Annotated in this window: 13 protein-coding genes; 5 read left to right on the forward strand and 8 right to left on the reverse strand. The window is 60.0% G+C overall.

What is annotated here, in order from left to right; all coding sequences use genetic code 11:
- Positions 1 to 145 precede the first annotated feature (145 nt).
- Positions 146 to 778, forward strand: a complete 633-nt coding sequence (gene upp / locus ACD584_RS17805) for a uracil phosphoribosyltransferase (protein WP_070691028.1) — start codon at positions 146 to 148, stop codon at positions 776 to 778.
- 323 nt (positions 779 to 1,101) lie between these two features.
- Here upp and ACD584_RS17810 read toward each other — a convergent pair whose 3' ends face one another.
- The 6 genes from ACD584_RS17810 to rsmD form a co-directional block, all read right to left on the reverse strand.
- Entirely contained in the window at positions 1,102 to 2,862 is a 1,761-nt protein-coding gene (locus ACD584_RS17810) for a glycoside hydrolase family 9 protein (protein WP_070691025.1), read from the reverse strand.
- A 283-nt stretch (positions 2,863 to 3,145) separates the two neighbouring features.
- Positions 3,146 to 4,927, reverse strand: a complete 1,782-nt coding sequence (gene ggt / locus ACD584_RS17815; RefSeq protein WP_070691021.1) for a gamma-glutamyltransferase — start codon at positions 4,925 to 4,927, stop codon at positions 3,146 to 3,148.
- Positions 4,924 to 5,208, reverse strand: coding sequence for a YfhL family 4Fe-4S dicluster ferredoxin (locus ACD584_RS17820; protein ID WP_011037531.1), 285 nt, complete (start codon positions 5,206 to 5,208; stop codon positions 4,924 to 4,926). Before ACD584_RS17820 ends, ggt begins: the two co-directional genes overlap by 4 nt.
- A gap of 201 nt (positions 5,209 to 5,409) precedes the next feature.
- On the reverse strand, positions 5,410 to 5,907 hold the full coding sequence (locus tag ACD584_RS17825) for a hypothetical protein (protein ID WP_175611775.1): 498 nt from the start codon (positions 5,905 to 5,907) through the stop codon (positions 5,410 to 5,412).
- A gap of 50 nt (positions 5,908 to 5,957) precedes the next feature.
- On the reverse strand, positions 5,958 to 6,464 hold the full coding sequence (gene coaD / locus ACD584_RS17830; protein ID WP_012438070.1) for a pantetheine-phosphate adenylyltransferase: 507 nt from the start codon (positions 6,462 to 6,464) through the stop codon (positions 5,958 to 5,960).
- Positions 6,461 to 7,084, reverse strand: a complete 624-nt coding sequence (gene rsmD, locus ACD584_RS17835) for a 16S rRNA (guanine(966)-N(2))-methyltransferase RsmD (protein ID WP_042598558.1) — start codon at positions 7,082 to 7,084, stop codon at positions 6,461 to 6,463. Before rsmD ends, coaD begins: the two co-directional genes overlap by 4 nt.
- 240 nt (positions 7,085 to 7,324) lie before the next feature.
- Here rsmD and htpG point away from each other — a divergent pair, with 240 nt between their 5' ends.
- Positions 7,325 to 9,229, forward strand: coding sequence for a molecular chaperone HtpG (gene htpG / locus ACD584_RS17840; protein ID WP_076037640.1), 1,905 nt, complete (start codon positions 7,325 to 7,327; stop codon positions 9,227 to 9,229).
- Positions 9,230 to 9,608: 379 nt separating this feature from the next.
- On the opposite strand, the gene ACD584_RS17845 is transcribed toward htpG, so the two are convergent.
- Together ACD584_RS17845 and ACD584_RS17850 are read right to left on the reverse strand one after the other, a co-directional pair.
- Positions 9,609 to 11,756: a peptidase domain-containing ABC transporter gene (locus ACD584_RS17845; RefSeq protein ID WP_076037989.1), complete on the reverse strand. Its 2,148-nt coding sequence runs from the start codon at positions 11,754 to 11,756 to the stop codon at positions 9,609 to 9,611.
- An 11-nt stretch (positions 11,757 to 11,767) separates the two neighbouring features.
- On the reverse strand, positions 11,768 to 12,472 hold the full coding sequence (locus ACD584_RS17850) for an HlyD family efflux transporter periplasmic adaptor subunit (protein WP_228438060.1): 705 nt from the start codon (positions 12,470 to 12,472) through the stop codon (positions 11,768 to 11,770).
- Positions 12,473 to 13,343: 871 nt separating this feature from the next.
- On the opposite strand from ACD584_RS17850, the gene ACD584_RS17855 reads away from it, so the two are divergent.
- From ACD584_RS17855 to ACD584_RS17865, 3 genes are read left to right on the forward strand one after another with little or no spacing between them, the layout of a single operon-like run.
- Positions 13,344 to 13,511, forward strand: coding sequence for a bacteriocin (locus tag ACD584_RS17855; RefSeq protein WP_116923814.1), 168 nt, complete (start codon positions 13,344 to 13,346; stop codon positions 13,509 to 13,511).
- Between the two features lie 54 nt (positions 13,512 to 13,565).
- Positions 13,566 to 14,690 (forward strand): RimK family alpha-L-glutamate ligase, encoded by a 1,125-nt coding sequence (locus ACD584_RS17860; RefSeq protein ID WP_139328412.1) that lies wholly within the window; start codon positions 13,566 to 13,568, stop codon positions 14,688 to 14,690.
- Positions 14,691 to 14,743: 53 nt separating this feature from the next.
- Positions 14,744 to 15,319, forward strand: coding sequence for a DUF6624 domain-containing protein (locus ACD584_RS17865; RefSeq protein ID WP_228438062.1), 576 nt, complete (start codon positions 14,744 to 14,746; stop codon positions 15,317 to 15,319).
- Positions 15,320 to 15,391: the final 72 nt, after the last annotated feature.

Consider the following 15,391-nt stretch of genomic DNA (forward strand, 5'->3'; position numbering starts at 1 on the left):
TTCCCCAATCGGTTAAGAATGGGTGTGCACACTATGTCTGCGACGTTTCACCGACATGACATATGCGAGCACCATCACAGGCCCTGTGTGGCGACGCTGCGGCCGGCTGCGGCACACTGTGGGCCTCTCCCGCACGCTGCCGCCCATGAAAATCGTCGAAGTCCGTCACCCCCTGGTCCAGCACAAGGTCGGCCTGCTGCGTGACGCAGCGTTGAGCACCAAGGGCTTCCGCGAACTGGTGACCGAGCTGGGCACCCTGCTGGCCTACGAGGCCACGGCCAATCTGGACACCGAATCGCACGTGCAGCCGGGCTGGGCCGGGCCGGTGGAAGTGCAACGCATCGCTGGCGCCAAGATCACCCTGGTACCAATCCTGCGCGCCGGCTTGGGGATGTTGCCGGGCGTGCTGGCACTGATTCCCGCCGCGCGCGTCAGCGTGGTCGGCCTGCAGCGCGATGAAGAAACCCTGCAACCGGTGCCGTATTTCGAGCGCCTCACCGGCCGCCTGGAAGAACGCGATGCGCTGATCCTGGACCCGATGCTGGCCACCGGCGGCACGCTGGTCGCCACCATCGACATGCTCAAGCGCGCTGGCGCACGGCGCATCAAGGGCATCTTCCTGGTCGCCGCGCCCGAAGGGTTGAAAGCGCTGGAAGCGGTACACCCTGACGTGGAGGTCTATACCGCCGCCATCGACGACCACCTCAACGAAAAAGGCTACATCCTGCCCGGCCTGGGCGATGCCGGCGACCGGATCTTCGGCACGCGGGTGGAGTGAGCTTTCCAGCTGAAGTGAGTTTCCCGGCTGAGATGAGCGTCCCAAGCGTCCAGATCAAGAACCGACGCGCGCTGCACTATCCGACCGCGCTGCAACCGCGCCGATAAGATGAATCGGCGGCTTTAAGCCCCTCTCCTACGGGAGAGGGGTTGGGGTGAGGGTACGGCAAGCGATGCTGGCGGCGATTCACTTCTGCCGACGCGTAGCGACGCGTTTGTCATGTCAGGCATCGGCATTTCGCTGAGGCGCCCCTCATCCGGCGCTATGCGCCACCTTCTCTCGACGGGAGAAGGAAAAACCGCGTCGACGCGCTGAAGCCTGCCTCAGCGGGTCGACGCCTCGATCGCCGCACTTACATACACCAGCGGCGCATTCCAGTTGATCGCTACCTCGTTTGTCGCGTAGCTGCAGGTGTTGTCCAGATACGACAGCGCGGCCAGCTTGGACGGATACGCCACCTTGCAGTCTTTCGCGTCCTGCTGGCCCGGCTGCGGGCCACCGGCCAGCCAGCCCGGCACGGGCGCATCGATGCCGTCGGCTTCGGATGGGCGATGGTGGATATGCATTGGCGTGCGCTGCCCGACCCCGGTGACGAACGACAGCCCCAGCGGATTGCGCCCCAGGATGTAGTCCAGCTGCGATTGCGCCGCATCCAGATAACGACGTTGCTGCGTCACCCGGTAGCCCTGCAGCAGCATCATGGCCTGATTGAGCACCACCGCATTGCTGCCCCAGACAAAGTCGTTGTCGGCCATGGCCAACCGCCACGGCGATGCCTGCCACTGGTCGCCCAGGCGCTGCGCCAGCCCGCTGATTTCGCCTTCGATACGTGCGCGGTCGGCATGCGGCGTGAGCTGGTCACGGTGGGCGGCCAACGACATCCAGGCCAATCCACCCACGTTGCTCCACCCCGGCACGCTCGCATGTACGTTGCGCGCCAGCATGGCGTCGTAGAACGCGTCCTCGCGCGTGCTCACATAGAGCTCCGCTGCTGCCCAGGCAAATTCGTCATCTACGGTGGCGTCGTCGTAGCCGCCGGTACGCACGTCGTCAGGCTGGCGATAGATCACGTTCGGGTGTTGTTGCGCCCACGCCCAGGCACTACGCGCCGCCTTCAACATGCGCGCCGACGCGCCTGGATACTGCTTGTCGAACGGCGCATACATGCGGCTGGCAGCCGCCATCACCGCGGCGAAATCCAGCGTGGCGGCGGTGGCCTTCATCACGACATAGCGCTGCTGCTTGGCCTGGTCCGGCATCACCAGCCCATCGAACTGCTTGTCGGTGAGCTTGTGGTACACCCCGCCATCGGCCGGGTCCTGCATGGCCAGCATCCATTCCAGATTCCACCACACTTCCTGCAGGATGCCGGGCACGCCAGGCGCATCGTTGGGAATGGTGAGTGCCTGCGCCTTGAACAGCGCCGGGTAGTGCTCATACGCGGCCAGCAAGGTGTAGGTGCTGATGCCGGAATTGACGATGTACTTGTTGTAGTCGCCCGCGTCGTACCACCCCTTGGGCGCGCTGATCACGCTGTTGGCCGGGCGCGTGGCAGACGCCGCAGACGGATGGATGCGCACCTCGGTGTCCGGATGCCCGGCCGCGCGCGCGTAGCGCCCGGCAAACTGCGCCGGCAACTCGGTACTGGCACGGTTGTAGTAGAACGCCTTCAGCGAGGCATCCACGACCGGCTGGTAGGCACTCGCTGCAATCGGGAATGCATCCGAGGCCGGCATGCCGGCGATCTTCAACCGATACGTACCCGGCGTGCGCAGTGCGGAAAAGTCGGCCACGCGTGCCTGTTGCCCCGCCGGTGCCCAACTGGCCGCCGGCGACAAGCTGCCCTCCAGCACGCGAGCGCCCTTGGCATCCTCCACCGTGAAGCGGTCTGGACCGGCCGCTGCGGACGCCGGCAAGCCGACCACCGCCAGCTTGGCCGAGCCCGGCAGATAGCCGAGTTGATTGACGTGGATGGTGGCGCCAGCGGCCGGCGTGGTGCCGGCAGTGCCGGTCGTGTCCGCCGCACAGGCGGCGATGGGCGATGCGATCACCATGGCGGTGAGCAGGGTCTGGAAAATGGTCATGCCACGATGGTCGCCAAATCGACGCACACCGACAAGTCCAATCCAGACATAGGCCACTGCGCCAAACCGCATTACTGCTGGCGAAGGTGTGGCGTGCAAGCGCTTGGGCCAGCGTGGGTCAGTACTGTGTGCAGGCCCACCTGAAACGTTTCGTAGCGCGGCGTTGCTGATCACGTTGCCGCTCAAAGCCGAGCCGCTGAGCAAGATCGCGTATCAGCAAAAGCGCGCTCCGTCGAACGCTTCCGTCATGCCTGCTCCGGGAAACGGCGCAGGCATGCGGGACTCACCGTGCCGGCGTTGCCAGCTGCACTGCGGCCTTGCCCACCGGATTGCGCGGGTCACTACCACCGCTGAGCACGTTGCGGCGCTTGTCCCATTCCACGGTCTGGAAATTACCCCAGACGTGGCTGGAACCACGGCCGCCCTCAGCGGTGTCGCCCGGCAACTTGAGCGCGTGGCCCATTGCTTCCAGCGCCTTGGCGGTTTGCGGCGAGAACGCATTGCTCTCGGCCTCGATGACGTCCGGCAACCACTGGTGGTGATACCGCGGCAAGGCACTGACCTGCTGCGCGTCCAGGCCGGCGTCGTAACCCAGGATGCCGAGCAGCACCATGGTGATGATGCGGCTGCCGCCCGGGGTGCCGAGCACGGCGACCTTGTCGGCCGATTCCATGAAGGTGGGCGTCATCGAGCTGAGCATGCGCTTGCCCGGCTTGGGCGCGTTGGCGGCATAGCCCATCACGCCGAAGGCGTTCGGGGTGCCAGGCTTGAGCGCAAAGTCGTCCATCTCGTCGTTGAGCAGCACGCCGGTGCCCTTGGGGATCAGCCCGGAGCCGTACAGCAGGTTCACCGTCTGGGTGGCGCCCACGCGGTTGCCTTCGCCATCGATGATGGAAAAGTGCGTGGTCTCGTCGTCTTCCAGCGGCGTCGGGTTGCCCGACAGCAGGTTGCTCGGCGTGGCCTTGTCCGGATTGATGGTGGCACGCAGGCCCTGCGCGTAATCCTTGCTGGTCAGCACGCGCTGCGGCACATCGACAAAGTCCGGGTCGCCCAGGAAAAAGGTGCGGTCACGGTAGGCGCGGCGCATCGCTTCCACCACCAGGTGGGTGCGGTGCGCGTCGTCGAGCGTGTTCAAGTCCCAGCCTTCCAGGATCTGCAGCATCGCCGCGAGTGCAATGCCGCCGGAAGACGGCGGCGGCGCGGTGGTGACCTTCCAGCCGCGGTAATCGAACTGGATCGGCGTGCGCTCCTTGACCTGATACCCGGCCAGTTCAGCCGCGGTCCAGCGCCCGCCAGCCTGCTTGACGCCGGCCAGCAGCTTCTTGGCGGTCTCGCCCTTGTAGAAACCGTCAAAGCCCTTGTCGCCCAGCAGCGTCAGGGTGTGCGCGAGCTCGGGCTGCTTGAAGATGTCGCCTTCGGCAATGGGTTTTCCGCCGCGCAAGTAAACCTCGCGCGTGCCGGGGTAGCGCTCCATCACTTCGCGCCGCGAGGCGTAGCCCTTGGCCATGCGCGCATACACCGGGAAGCCGTCGATAGCGATGCGGATCGCCGGTGCCAGCGATTGGGTGAGCGGCAGCCGGCCGTGCTTGGCCGCCAGTTCCACCAGCGCTGCCGGCAAACCGGGGATGCCGGCCGACCACGGGCCGTTGACCGAGCGGTCGCGGTCCAGCCCGCCGTTCTTGTCCAGGAATTGCGCGGACGTGGCGGACTCCGGCGCGTACTCGCGCGCGTCCAGCATCACGTCCTTGCCGGTCTTGGCGTCGTGCAACAGGAAGAACCCGCCGCCGCCCAGCCCCGAGCTGATTGGCTCGACCACCGCCAGCGTGGACGACACCGCGATCGCCGCATCGAAGGCATTGCCGCCTTCGCGCAGGATCTGCAGCCCGGCATCGGTGGCCAGCGCGTGGCCACTGGCCACCGCCGCACCCGGCGGATGCGTGGCGGTGCCGGCGGGCGGCGGCGTGGCCGCTGCGGCGTCGGGCTGGGCCGCCCACGCGGCTGGGGCGACCACGAAGGCCAGCAACAACAGGCCACGCGGGAACAAGCGTCGGGGGGAAGTGATCACGGGGCGGGAGGCTCCTGTTCGTACAGTTCGGGATGATCGCGCTGCAGCTGGATGAGCTTGGCCAGCAATTGATCATGTGTTTCCGGGATCGCCGGGTCCGGGTCGATGCATTCGACCGGGCACACCACCACGCACTGCGCCTCGTCGAAATGACCAACACATTCGGTGCAGCGCGCCGGATCGATCACATAGATGGTTTCGCCCATCGAGATGGCCTGATTCGGGCACGCCGGCTCGCAGACGTCGCAGTTGACGCACAGCTCGTTGATCTTCAGCGACATGTGGAGGCCACCTGCGGGGCCAGGCCCGGGCGAAGCAGCTGCCCGTGCGCGACGGCGCAGGCACTGCGATGGACGCCGCCGGTGGCGGCATCTGGGAACGGCCCCGAAGGGCCGACCCGGATGGAGTGCAACGTCAGCAGCATGGTGCGTTTCCACGCCGCGGCCGGATGCGCCCTCCCGCGCACCCGGCCTGGTACGGCATTACTTGGCTTCAACGAAGATGTATTCCGCGCCCTTGGGCTGGATGATGGTCTGCACGCGCGCGTTCTCGGCGGCATTGCCGATGAACAACACGCGCACGCCCTTCATCGAATCCGGCTGCACGTCCTTGAACGCGGCTTCGATCAGGTCGGCCATCTTGGTGGAGGCCGACGAACCGAAGGCCAGCATGTTGCCCGGCTGCACGCCACGGGCCAGCGCGGTCTTGACGCTTTCCAGCTGACGCTCGTAGCTGCCGGCGAACTCGGCATCGGATTCCGGCGGCAAGTAGTACAGGAACGGGCTATTGGTGGTGGTGCCCAGGTTCTGGCCAACCACTTCCTGCAGGTACTTCTTCCAGCCGGCGTTGTCGTCCTTGGCCGGAGCGGTCAGCGCAGCCGGAGCGGCAGCGGCGGTCGGTGCCGGCTCTTCGTTCTTGCAGGCGGTGACGGCCAGAGCGGCGATCGAAGCGAGCGCCAGCGCGCGCATGGTGTGTTTCATGAAACTCCTCCCTTTGAAAAGCGTGTGGTGGTGTTGACTGCTGAGACGGTTCAGACCTGGGCGCGCGATTCACGCACCTGGCGCAAGGCATCGACGACCGACGCCGGAACGAAGCCGGACACATCCCCGCCCAGCCGCGCGATTTCGCGCACCAGCGAAGACGAGATGAAGCTGTACTGCTCGGCCGGGGTGAGGAACAGCGTTTCCACCTCCGGGATCAGATGGCGATTCATGCTGGCCATCTGGAATTCGTATTCGAAATCGGACACCGCACGCAGGCCGCGCAGCAGCACGCCGGCGCCCATGTCGCGCACGAAATGCGCCAGCAAGGTATCGAAACCGCGCACTTCCACATTGGCATGCGCCGCCAGGGCTTCCTGGGCGAGTTCGACGCGACGCTCCAACGGCAGCGCCGGGCCCTTGGACGGGCTGTAGGCAACGCCCACCACCACGCGCTCGAACAACGGCGCGGCGCGGTTCACCAGGTCGATATGGCCATTGGTGATCGGGTCGAAGGTACCGGGATAGACAGCGATGCGGCTGTTGGCCACGCTCATACGGAAGCTACCGGGGTCGGATCGCCGTTCAGTGTAGCAGCGGCCCGGCGATACAGCGCATAGCGCACCTCCCGGGTGGCGCCCTCGCGGTGCAGGTGCCAGCCCGGCGGCACCTGCGGCGGCAGCTCGGCCGGCGTTTCCAGGTACAGCCAGGCGTCGGCGGCCAGATGCGGCGAGAGCCGTTCCAGCACCGGCGCCCACAGCCCTGCAGCGAATGGCGGGTCGACAAACACCAGATCCACCTGGCCGGTGGGCGCGCGCTCCAGCCAGCGCAGTGCATCGTCCTGCAGCACCTGCACCTGCTCGGCGGCGCCCAGCCGGGCCACGTGCTCACGCAGGCGTTGCGCCAGCCCGGGGTCGCGTTCGATCAGCAGCGCATGCGCGGCGCCCCTCGAGACTGCCTCCAGCCCCAGCGCGCCGGAGCCGGCGAACAGGTCCAGCACGCGGGCGCCGGCCAGGCGCGGCATCAGCCAGTTGAACAGCGTTTCGCGTACGCGGTCGCTGCTGGGCCGCAACCCGGGCAGCTGTGGCACCGACAAACGCGTATTGCGCCAGCGCCCACCCACGATGCGCACCTGCCCTTCCGCGGCGCCGCCGGCCGGCCGTGCAGCGCGGCTCATCGGCGCACGCACGTGGTCGGCTGATGAAAGCAAGGCAGCAAAGGAGCGGCAGGCATCATGGGCAGGCAATCAAAGAACCGGCGCCCATGATAGCGCTGCGGCCGCCATGGCCGCGCCGTGCCCCGGGCGGCCGGTGCATTGCTGAATCCTGCGGTGAGGCCTTGAAAAATTTCGCATGCAGCCTCATCCCCCAGGCCATCGGCCGCACAGCGGCCCAGGCCACCACGGAGCACGACCACAATGACCGTTGATACCGACAAGCAGACGCTGGGCTTCCAGACCGAGGTCAAGCAGCTGCTGCAGCTGATGATCCACTCGCTGTATTCCAACAAGGAAATCTTCCTGCGCGAGCTGGTGTCCAATGCCGCCGACGCCGCCGACAAGCTGCGCTTCGAAGCCTTGGTCAAGCCCGAGCTGCTGGAAGGCAGCGGCGAGCTGCGCATCCGCGTCGACTTCGACAAGGACGCGCGCACCGTCACCATCGACGACAACGGCATCGGCATGAGCCGCGAGGACGCGGTGTCCCACCTGGGCACCATCGCCAAGTCCGGCACCGCCGACTTCCTCAAGCATCTCAGCGGCGACCAGAAGAAGGACGCCAACCTCATTGGCCAGTTCGGCGTGGGCTTCTACAGCGCCTTCATCGTTGCCGACCAGGTGGACGTGTATTCGCGCCGTGCCGGCCTGCCCGCCAGCGACGGCGTGCATTGGTCCTCGCGCGGTGAGGGCGAGTTCGAAGTCGCCAGCATCGACAAGCACGAGCGCGGCACCCGCATCGTGCTGCAGCTGAAGGACGGCGAAGAGTCCTTTGCCGATGGCTGGACCCTGCGCAACATCCTCAAGAAGTATTCCGATCACATCGGCCTGCCGATCGAGATGCGCAAGGAGCACTACGGCGAAGACGCCGACAAACCCGCCGAACCCGAGTGGGAAGTGGTCAACCGCGCCAGCGCGCTGTGGACCCGCCCCAAGTCCGAGATCAAGGACGAGGAGTACCAGGAGTTCTACAAGCACGTTGCGCACGATGCCGGTAATCCGCTGGCGTGGAGCCATAACAAGGTCGAAGGCAAGCTGGATTACACCTCGCTGCTGTTCGTGCCCGGCCGCGCCCCGTTCGACCTGTACCACCGCGATTCGGCCAAGGGCCTGAAGCTATACGTGCAGCGCGTTTTCATCATGGACCAGGCCGAACAGTTCCTGCCGCTGTATCTGCGTTTCATCAAGGGCGTGGTGGATTCGGCCGACCTGTCGCTCAACGTCTCGCGCGAGATCCTGCAGTCTGGCCCGGTGGTGGACTCGATGAAGTCCGCGCTGACCAAGCGTGCGCTGGACATGCTGGAAAAACTGGCCAAGGACAAGCCGGATGACTACGCCACCTTCTGGCGCAACTTCGGCCAGGCGCTGAAGGAAGGCCCCGCCGAGGACTACGCCAACCGCGAAAAGGTCGCCGGCCTGCTGCGTTTCTCGTCCACCCACGACGCTACCGGCGCGCAGAGCGTGGCGCTGGCCGATTACGTGGGCCGCATGACCGAAGGTCAGGACAAGCTGTACTACCTCACCGGCGAGAGCTACGCGCAGATCAAGGACAGCCCGCACCTGGAGGTGTTCCGCAAGAAGGGCATCGAAGTGCTGCTGCTCACCGACCGCATCGACGAATGGCTGATGAGCTACCTCACCGAATTCGACGGCAAGTCGTTCGTGGACGTGGCCCGCGGCGATCTGGACCTGGGCAAGCTGGACTCGGAAGAAGACAAGAAGGCGCAGGAAGAAGTCGCCAAATCCAAGGAAGGCCTGGCCTCGCGCATCAAGGCCGCACTCGGCGACGACGTGGCCGAAGTGCGCGTCTCGCACCGCCTGACCGACTCCCCGGCCATCCTGGCCATCGGCCAGGGCGACCTGGGCCTGCAGATGCGTCAGCTGCTGGAAGCCAGCGGCCAGGCCGTGCCGGAAACCAAGCCGGTGTTCGAATTCAACCCGGCCCACCCGCTGATCGAAAAGCTGGATGCGGAACAGGATATGGACCGCTTCGGTGACCTGAGCCGCGTGTTGTTCGACCAGGCTGCGCTGGCGGCGGGTGATAGCCTCAAGGATCCCGCCGGTTATGTGAAGCGGTTGAATAAGTTGTTGTTGGAGTTGTCGATTTAAGGTTTGCGACAACTTTCGTGGCAAACCAGGACCGGTGAATGCGCCGGTCTTTTTTAACAATTTCGAAAATCCTTCACCCGAACAGTGTTGAAGCATACAACTGAATAAAAAACAAAAATCCACTCTAAACAATGGACGCTGGACATGTACAGGCGGCACAACTTCAATTCGATGGCACTAGACACAGAGCATGCTCTCACCTCACCTCTGGAGACCTCCAAGTTCGATCAAAAATCTTTCTTAGGACCCTCATCGCGGTTGGAGCGGCAGAGCCACTGATCTCTCCGGCGCTAGGCACCGAGCAGTAGCCAGACCGTTGGGATGCCATAGAGCGCAAGAGCTCTGGCTCTTGAGCGAGGGGATCAGACTCAATGGAGCCTCACGAGTTGGATTCGTCTACAGCCATTCCCGCCATGGAGTGAGGTTCGCTTTCACCATGATCGTGGGGTGCCGTAAGGTCAATGACGCGATCAGCATGGTCAATGGTCTCCTGGCGATGTGCCACGACGACTCTCGTGATCTTTAGCGTCCTAATGTGCTCGTTCGTAATCTGTTCTGAGTGCTTGTCCAAATGACTTGTCGCCTCGTCCAGAACAAGGATTCGCGGCGTTCTAAATAGTGCTCTGGCGAGCAAAACTCTTTGCTTCTGCCCACCCGACAATGCGCTACCCATGTCGCCGACTAGGCTCTCATAACCCATGGGCATACTCGATATCTCGCTATCAATATTCGCCTTTTTTGCAGCATCAACGATCTGATCAATTGAAGCGTCCTTGTCAAAAAAAGAGATGTTTTCTGCGATCGTCCCCGCGAATAAATTGTCGTCCTGAAGAACGGCCGACATAATTTTTCTGACACGTTGCACACTATCGCCATCCATTTTTTGACCACCAATCTCAATATGCCCCTCGGAGGGAACGTCGAGACCGAGTAGAAGCTTAAGCAAGGTGGACTTTCCGCAACCACTTCTGCCCACGATCGCCACGGATTCGCCGGAATCAATCCTAAGATTCAAGCCCCTCAAGATCCATGGGTCACTTTGAGAGTAGCGAAATCCAACATTAACAAGCCGAATGGAATCGTCACGAAGGGTCTCGCCCGAATATGGCTTCGGCAACGGAAGCGGTTCCTCGAGCGCGATATCGGAAAGTCGCTCGAGATGCATCTTTACCAATTGGAGCTCGTTGATTTTGTCGATGAATGCCGTTGACTTAGTCGTGAACTGATCAGCGAAGGTTACAGATGCAACTAGCATACCAACTGTGAACTGCCCGGAAACCACCAGGCTTGCGCCATAAGCCAAAAGGCCAACTTTCTGAATTCCAAAAATCCCAACATTTATACCTGATGACGTTTCATTGATGCGTTGTGCCTCCATTGACCGCCTACAAGCCTCTGTCGCTGCATCTGATAGACGGCTTCTCCGTAACGGCTCAATACCGGCCAGCCTGATCGAATTAATTCCACGAATTGACTCTATGATCTCCGACTGCTGCCTAGCCATATAAACCATATTCTGCTCGTTAGCTTCCCATAGCTTTCGAAACATGGCGCGCCTGATTAAAAAGTAGGCAGTGAGCACAACCAGGGCGATTCCTGCAAAAGCAGGACTGTAATAGACAAGAATTCCTAAAGCCAACAGCCCGAACGCACTATCCAACACAGCAGAGACAAAGGCAGATGAAAGCGTGCTCTGAATCGCGTATATGGAAGAGAACCTAGTAAGGATGTCGCCAGCGGAACGCTTTTCAAAGAATGATATTGGGAGCCTTAGCAAGTGTGAAAACAGCTGAGTAACCCACTGTGAATTGAGTGCAGAACCGAGCCAGCCAACCAGCCAACCCCGTGCGATCGTTAGGAGAGAGTGCAATAATGTCGCCATCGCGAACGCTATTGCCGCGACCATCAATAGTCGGCTGTCACCTGTGGGAATGATGCTATCAATAGTCCACTGAAGCTGAAACGGGATAGCGAGCGCGATTAATTCGACACCAAATGCGAGCAGGAATAAATGCGCGGCGCTTTTAATAAGCCCGTGTATTCGACCAGTGAGAGACCGCAGACCGATTCGCCTACGTTCCTGGATGGGGCTGAAGTCCGCGTCCGGAGTCAAATCCAGAATAACACCAGTGAAACTCATGCTCACTTCTTCATAGCTCAATCGAAGGCGGCCACGCGCTGGGTCGTTAATTGTTACACCTTTCTTGTCTGCACGCTCTATCACCACAAAGTGATTCATGTTCCAGTGCGCAATGCATGGGAAATTGGAGCAAGGGAGATACTCCGGGCTCGCCCTAAGCGCTTTACTCGAAAATCCTAGCTGTGAACAAATAGAAATTATGTGCGACAGCCCTACCCCGCGAATTGAGCCACCAAAGCGTCGACGTAAGGATGCAAGATCGACGTCATGTCCGTGGTAATTGGCAATCATTGCCACACATGCAAGGCCGCACTCTGCGCTTTCAGTTTGCAGATAAAGCGGCAGCTTCCTTCTTGAAACCCATGATTGAGATGCCACGCTAGACACCAGATCAACCCTCAATTGATGTTGAAGAGTGTGCGGACAATGCTTTTTGGCTTGGAAGCGATCCGCACAGAAACGACAGCACCTGGCTTCAATCCAGAAATTTGGTGCTGACTCCTCGCTCCATCTGGAGCAAGGGACACCCTGTAATGTGGCGCTTCGACTTCAAGCCCGCGCATGTCCCTAATTTGATTAGCGGAGTAAGGGCTGCTTGATGTATTGGCTACCGTCACGGGGATGATATGCGATTGCCCAAAGCTTCGTTTGATCACGATGCTTGCTCGCTGACCATCAACGGGAAAATCATTGACGCTTGCCGGGATCCATGCCTCCACTATCAGTGGGCTCTCATCATCAACTATGGACATTAGTGGTGGAGAACTCGGATCCACGAACTGCCCAGCCAGCACGTTCGTCGTCGAAACTCGGCCTTTAACAGGTGAGCGGATGAGCGCTCCACGAGCGATATCATTATCAATGATGGAGTTCTTCACGTCGGCCAACGCTTGAACAAGCTGTGATCTTTCTTGCGCTGCGGTTGACTCTACGCGACCTCGCTCTGCCAACAGCGCCGAGAGTTCTTGCTCTTGTTGAAGCAGCTGATCCTTCGCATCGGCCGCCTGGCTGACCAACTGCAAGGCCGTATCGTATTGCTGCTCAATCTGATAACGACTGAGAGCCTGAGTTCCGGCACTGCGCCAAGATTCGTAAAGCTTCATTGCGGCATCAGTTCTCTGCTCTTGAATCCGTAACCTGTCGCGAAGTCTACGTATCCGCTCTTGGGCGATGTGAATTCTCTTATCTGCGTTCTCTGAAGTGGAGACAGTGGAGATTGGCAAGAGCTCAAGCGCCCTCTCAATCGACCTGCGCTTCTCCCGAAGTGCTGTCTCCATCTCAGCTTCACTAGAACCGCCCAGACTCGTCCGGTGAAGCTCTATCTCAGCCAAAGGCGTTCCAGCTTCCACTGCGGCCCCCTCCTTCACCAAGAGCCTTCTCACAAAGCCCGACGATGGCGATTTGATAGAAATAATTCCAGTGGTTGGCACCACAACTCCCTGGGCGGGAAGCTGCCTTGAATATGAGCCGACTAGGAGCAGACCCAATAGAGTCACGCAGACTGCTACGGACGATAAGGACACGATCCAAGTGCCCACGGGAGGCGTCAAGTTGATTACTTCTGAATGGCTCTGTCGAGCGTATGCCTCTTTGCGAAACAGGCTTCCAGTCACTGTATCCATCGCTGCGTTGATGCCTAGCATCCTTGTCGAGGAGGATTCTTATCACACACGCTGGAGAGCCTGCAACCCCATTCGTCACGACCCAAACTGTCGGCAGTTAACTAGTTCTGCCCATGAACGCGACTGGAATCTCAAAATGAGAAATCTTATTTCTCCCGACCAAGAGTGCCTAGCCATGCCATTACGCCCGCGGCCTAACGAGATTATGCGGCTCTACGTGCTCAGTCCGTCAAGCCAAACACTCAACGCCGGCCAGGGGGGGGGGTGACACTAAGCGGACTCGACTGGTACTCATGAAGTGCCGGATCATTCGATGCGGCTTAATCACATGCAAAGGAATAAGGAAATTATCATGCTGAACAAAGTGATCACTAAGGAATTGTCGCGCGAATTCGCGCCGCCACGCGAGCTGTCTCAAGACGAACTTAATGCAGTGAGTGGTGGCGAAACCAGCGGCGAGGTGACCTACACCCACACCTTCGGCGTGGTAGTGACGGTCGAGGTCTCTAACGGCAAGTAATCGCCATGGGCACTGCGTGGAAACACGCAGTGCCTTTCTTCATGGAGTGAAGTTATGATTACAGTTGTTTCATCGTTTCTGGACCTTCATGCCGCAGCGATTGTCTGGTCCCTAAGCGAGGCAGGAGTTGCTGCCGAGCTAGTTGAGACGTTTTTCGGAATTGATCAGGAAGGTGCAGGTTTTACTATTCACTCCCACGCTTTTGATGAAAATCAACAATGTGTCAGCGTCGATCTCGGCCGCTCGTTCAGTGAGCAGCAGCTGCTATATTTCCGTGGCGATTACACCCCGCGAGTGGATATGATTGAGGAGGAAGAAGACTTCCTGTTCGTCCGGCGCGAAAAGACAGTTCACCAGAACTGGCTTTTACAACTATCGGTGGATGCGGGAAATCAGACTTTTGTTAACTCACCATGCTCAGCAATTCGAGCAGACAACAAGATGCTTCAATTGAAAGCTGCGAACGAAGTTGGCCTTTCCCCGCCGACAAGTTACTTTGGCTCGAGCATCGATCGTGTGAAAGAAATTTTTGGTAGCACAGCCAGCCTCGTAATCAAGCCTTTCGAGCCATTCACTTGGCGTTATGCTGATGGACGTACCAGATGTGCCTTCGCTTCAAGAGCTAGCCGGAGTTTGCTAGATAGCTATGAGGCGGGCACAGTTCTGGCAGCGCCAGCTATCTTTCAGGAAGAAATTTCCAAAAATTTTGACATTCGCGCATTTGTCTTTGGCAAACAGATTCATGCCTTCAAAATCTATCAGACGTCAGGTCGTCTAGACTCGAGAGAAGATTTGACTGACAGAAGTATAACTACCATTAGCAAGATCGACCTTCCAGTAGAGGTGCAAGAGAAGGTAGGTCTTTTGATGTCGAGGATGGGTGTCGAAGTTGCCTGCATGGACCTGGTTCCAGATAAGAATGGCGTGTATCACTTCTTGGATTTAAATCCTTCTGGCAACTGGTTGTTCCTAGAAACCAATGTCCCAGATTCTAATATTCTTTCAAAATTCTGCTCATACCTTGCAAGTAAGGCCGGCACTCTTCTTCTACAGACGCCTCCAAGCTACGCAGACTACAAGGCTTCCGCTGCTTTTGCAGAGATGCAGGATCGTATAAGTTCGCTAGGAGCAAAGTTCTCGACTAGACAACGAAATGATCAATGGGTCGAACATTCATGAAACCACGAGTGGCATCTCTAGTTCTTATTGCTATGGGTTTAGGAGCCGGGGCTGTGACCGCATCGAACTTAGCAAATGAGTCTCGTGAGGTCGCAGGCCATCCAGCCGACAAACCGTCATCAGCTGAGATCGCACAGCAATTGATTGCTCTCGGCGAAGAAGATCAGCGTGATCGCAAGAAGGCCATGACCCCTGGATTCGATGAAGCGCGACTTGCAGAGGCAGACCGGCGCCGAGAGGCAGCCTGGCTTGAGATCACATCTGGGAGGCTACTGGGCGTGAACGAAGTTGGCGCAGGCGCGGTGTCCGCGCAATTTTTAATCCTCCAACACTCTGGTGACCGCACGCTGCAAGCGGAAATGGCCCGCCAGATGCAAGAGCTTGTTGACAAGGGAGACTTTCCCAAGGATGCCTTCGCGACATTCACTGATCGCCAGTTGGTCTACGATGGAAAGCCTCAACGCTTTGGCACCCAAGCGAACGAATATTTTGAGTTGTATCCAATTGAAGACGAAAGCAACGTGGACAAGCGGCGTGAATCCATGGGATTGCCCCCTATAGCTGAGTTGCGCGCAAAGCTGCAGCAAGTTAAGAAGGCCGTGGCGTCTGGTAAGGGGCTGGGTGAATAGTGTCGATTCGACGTCCCCCCAATTTTGAGTAGCGCCTCAGTTTGGAGTCCAATTCCCTACCCCGAGGAGATT

This window comes from Xanthomonas sp. NCPPB 2922 (assembly GCF_041520885.1).
In the GTDB taxonomy this organism is placed as follows: domain Bacteria; phylum Pseudomonadota; class Gammaproteobacteria; order Xanthomonadales; family Xanthomonadaceae; genus Xanthomonas; species Xanthomonas campestris.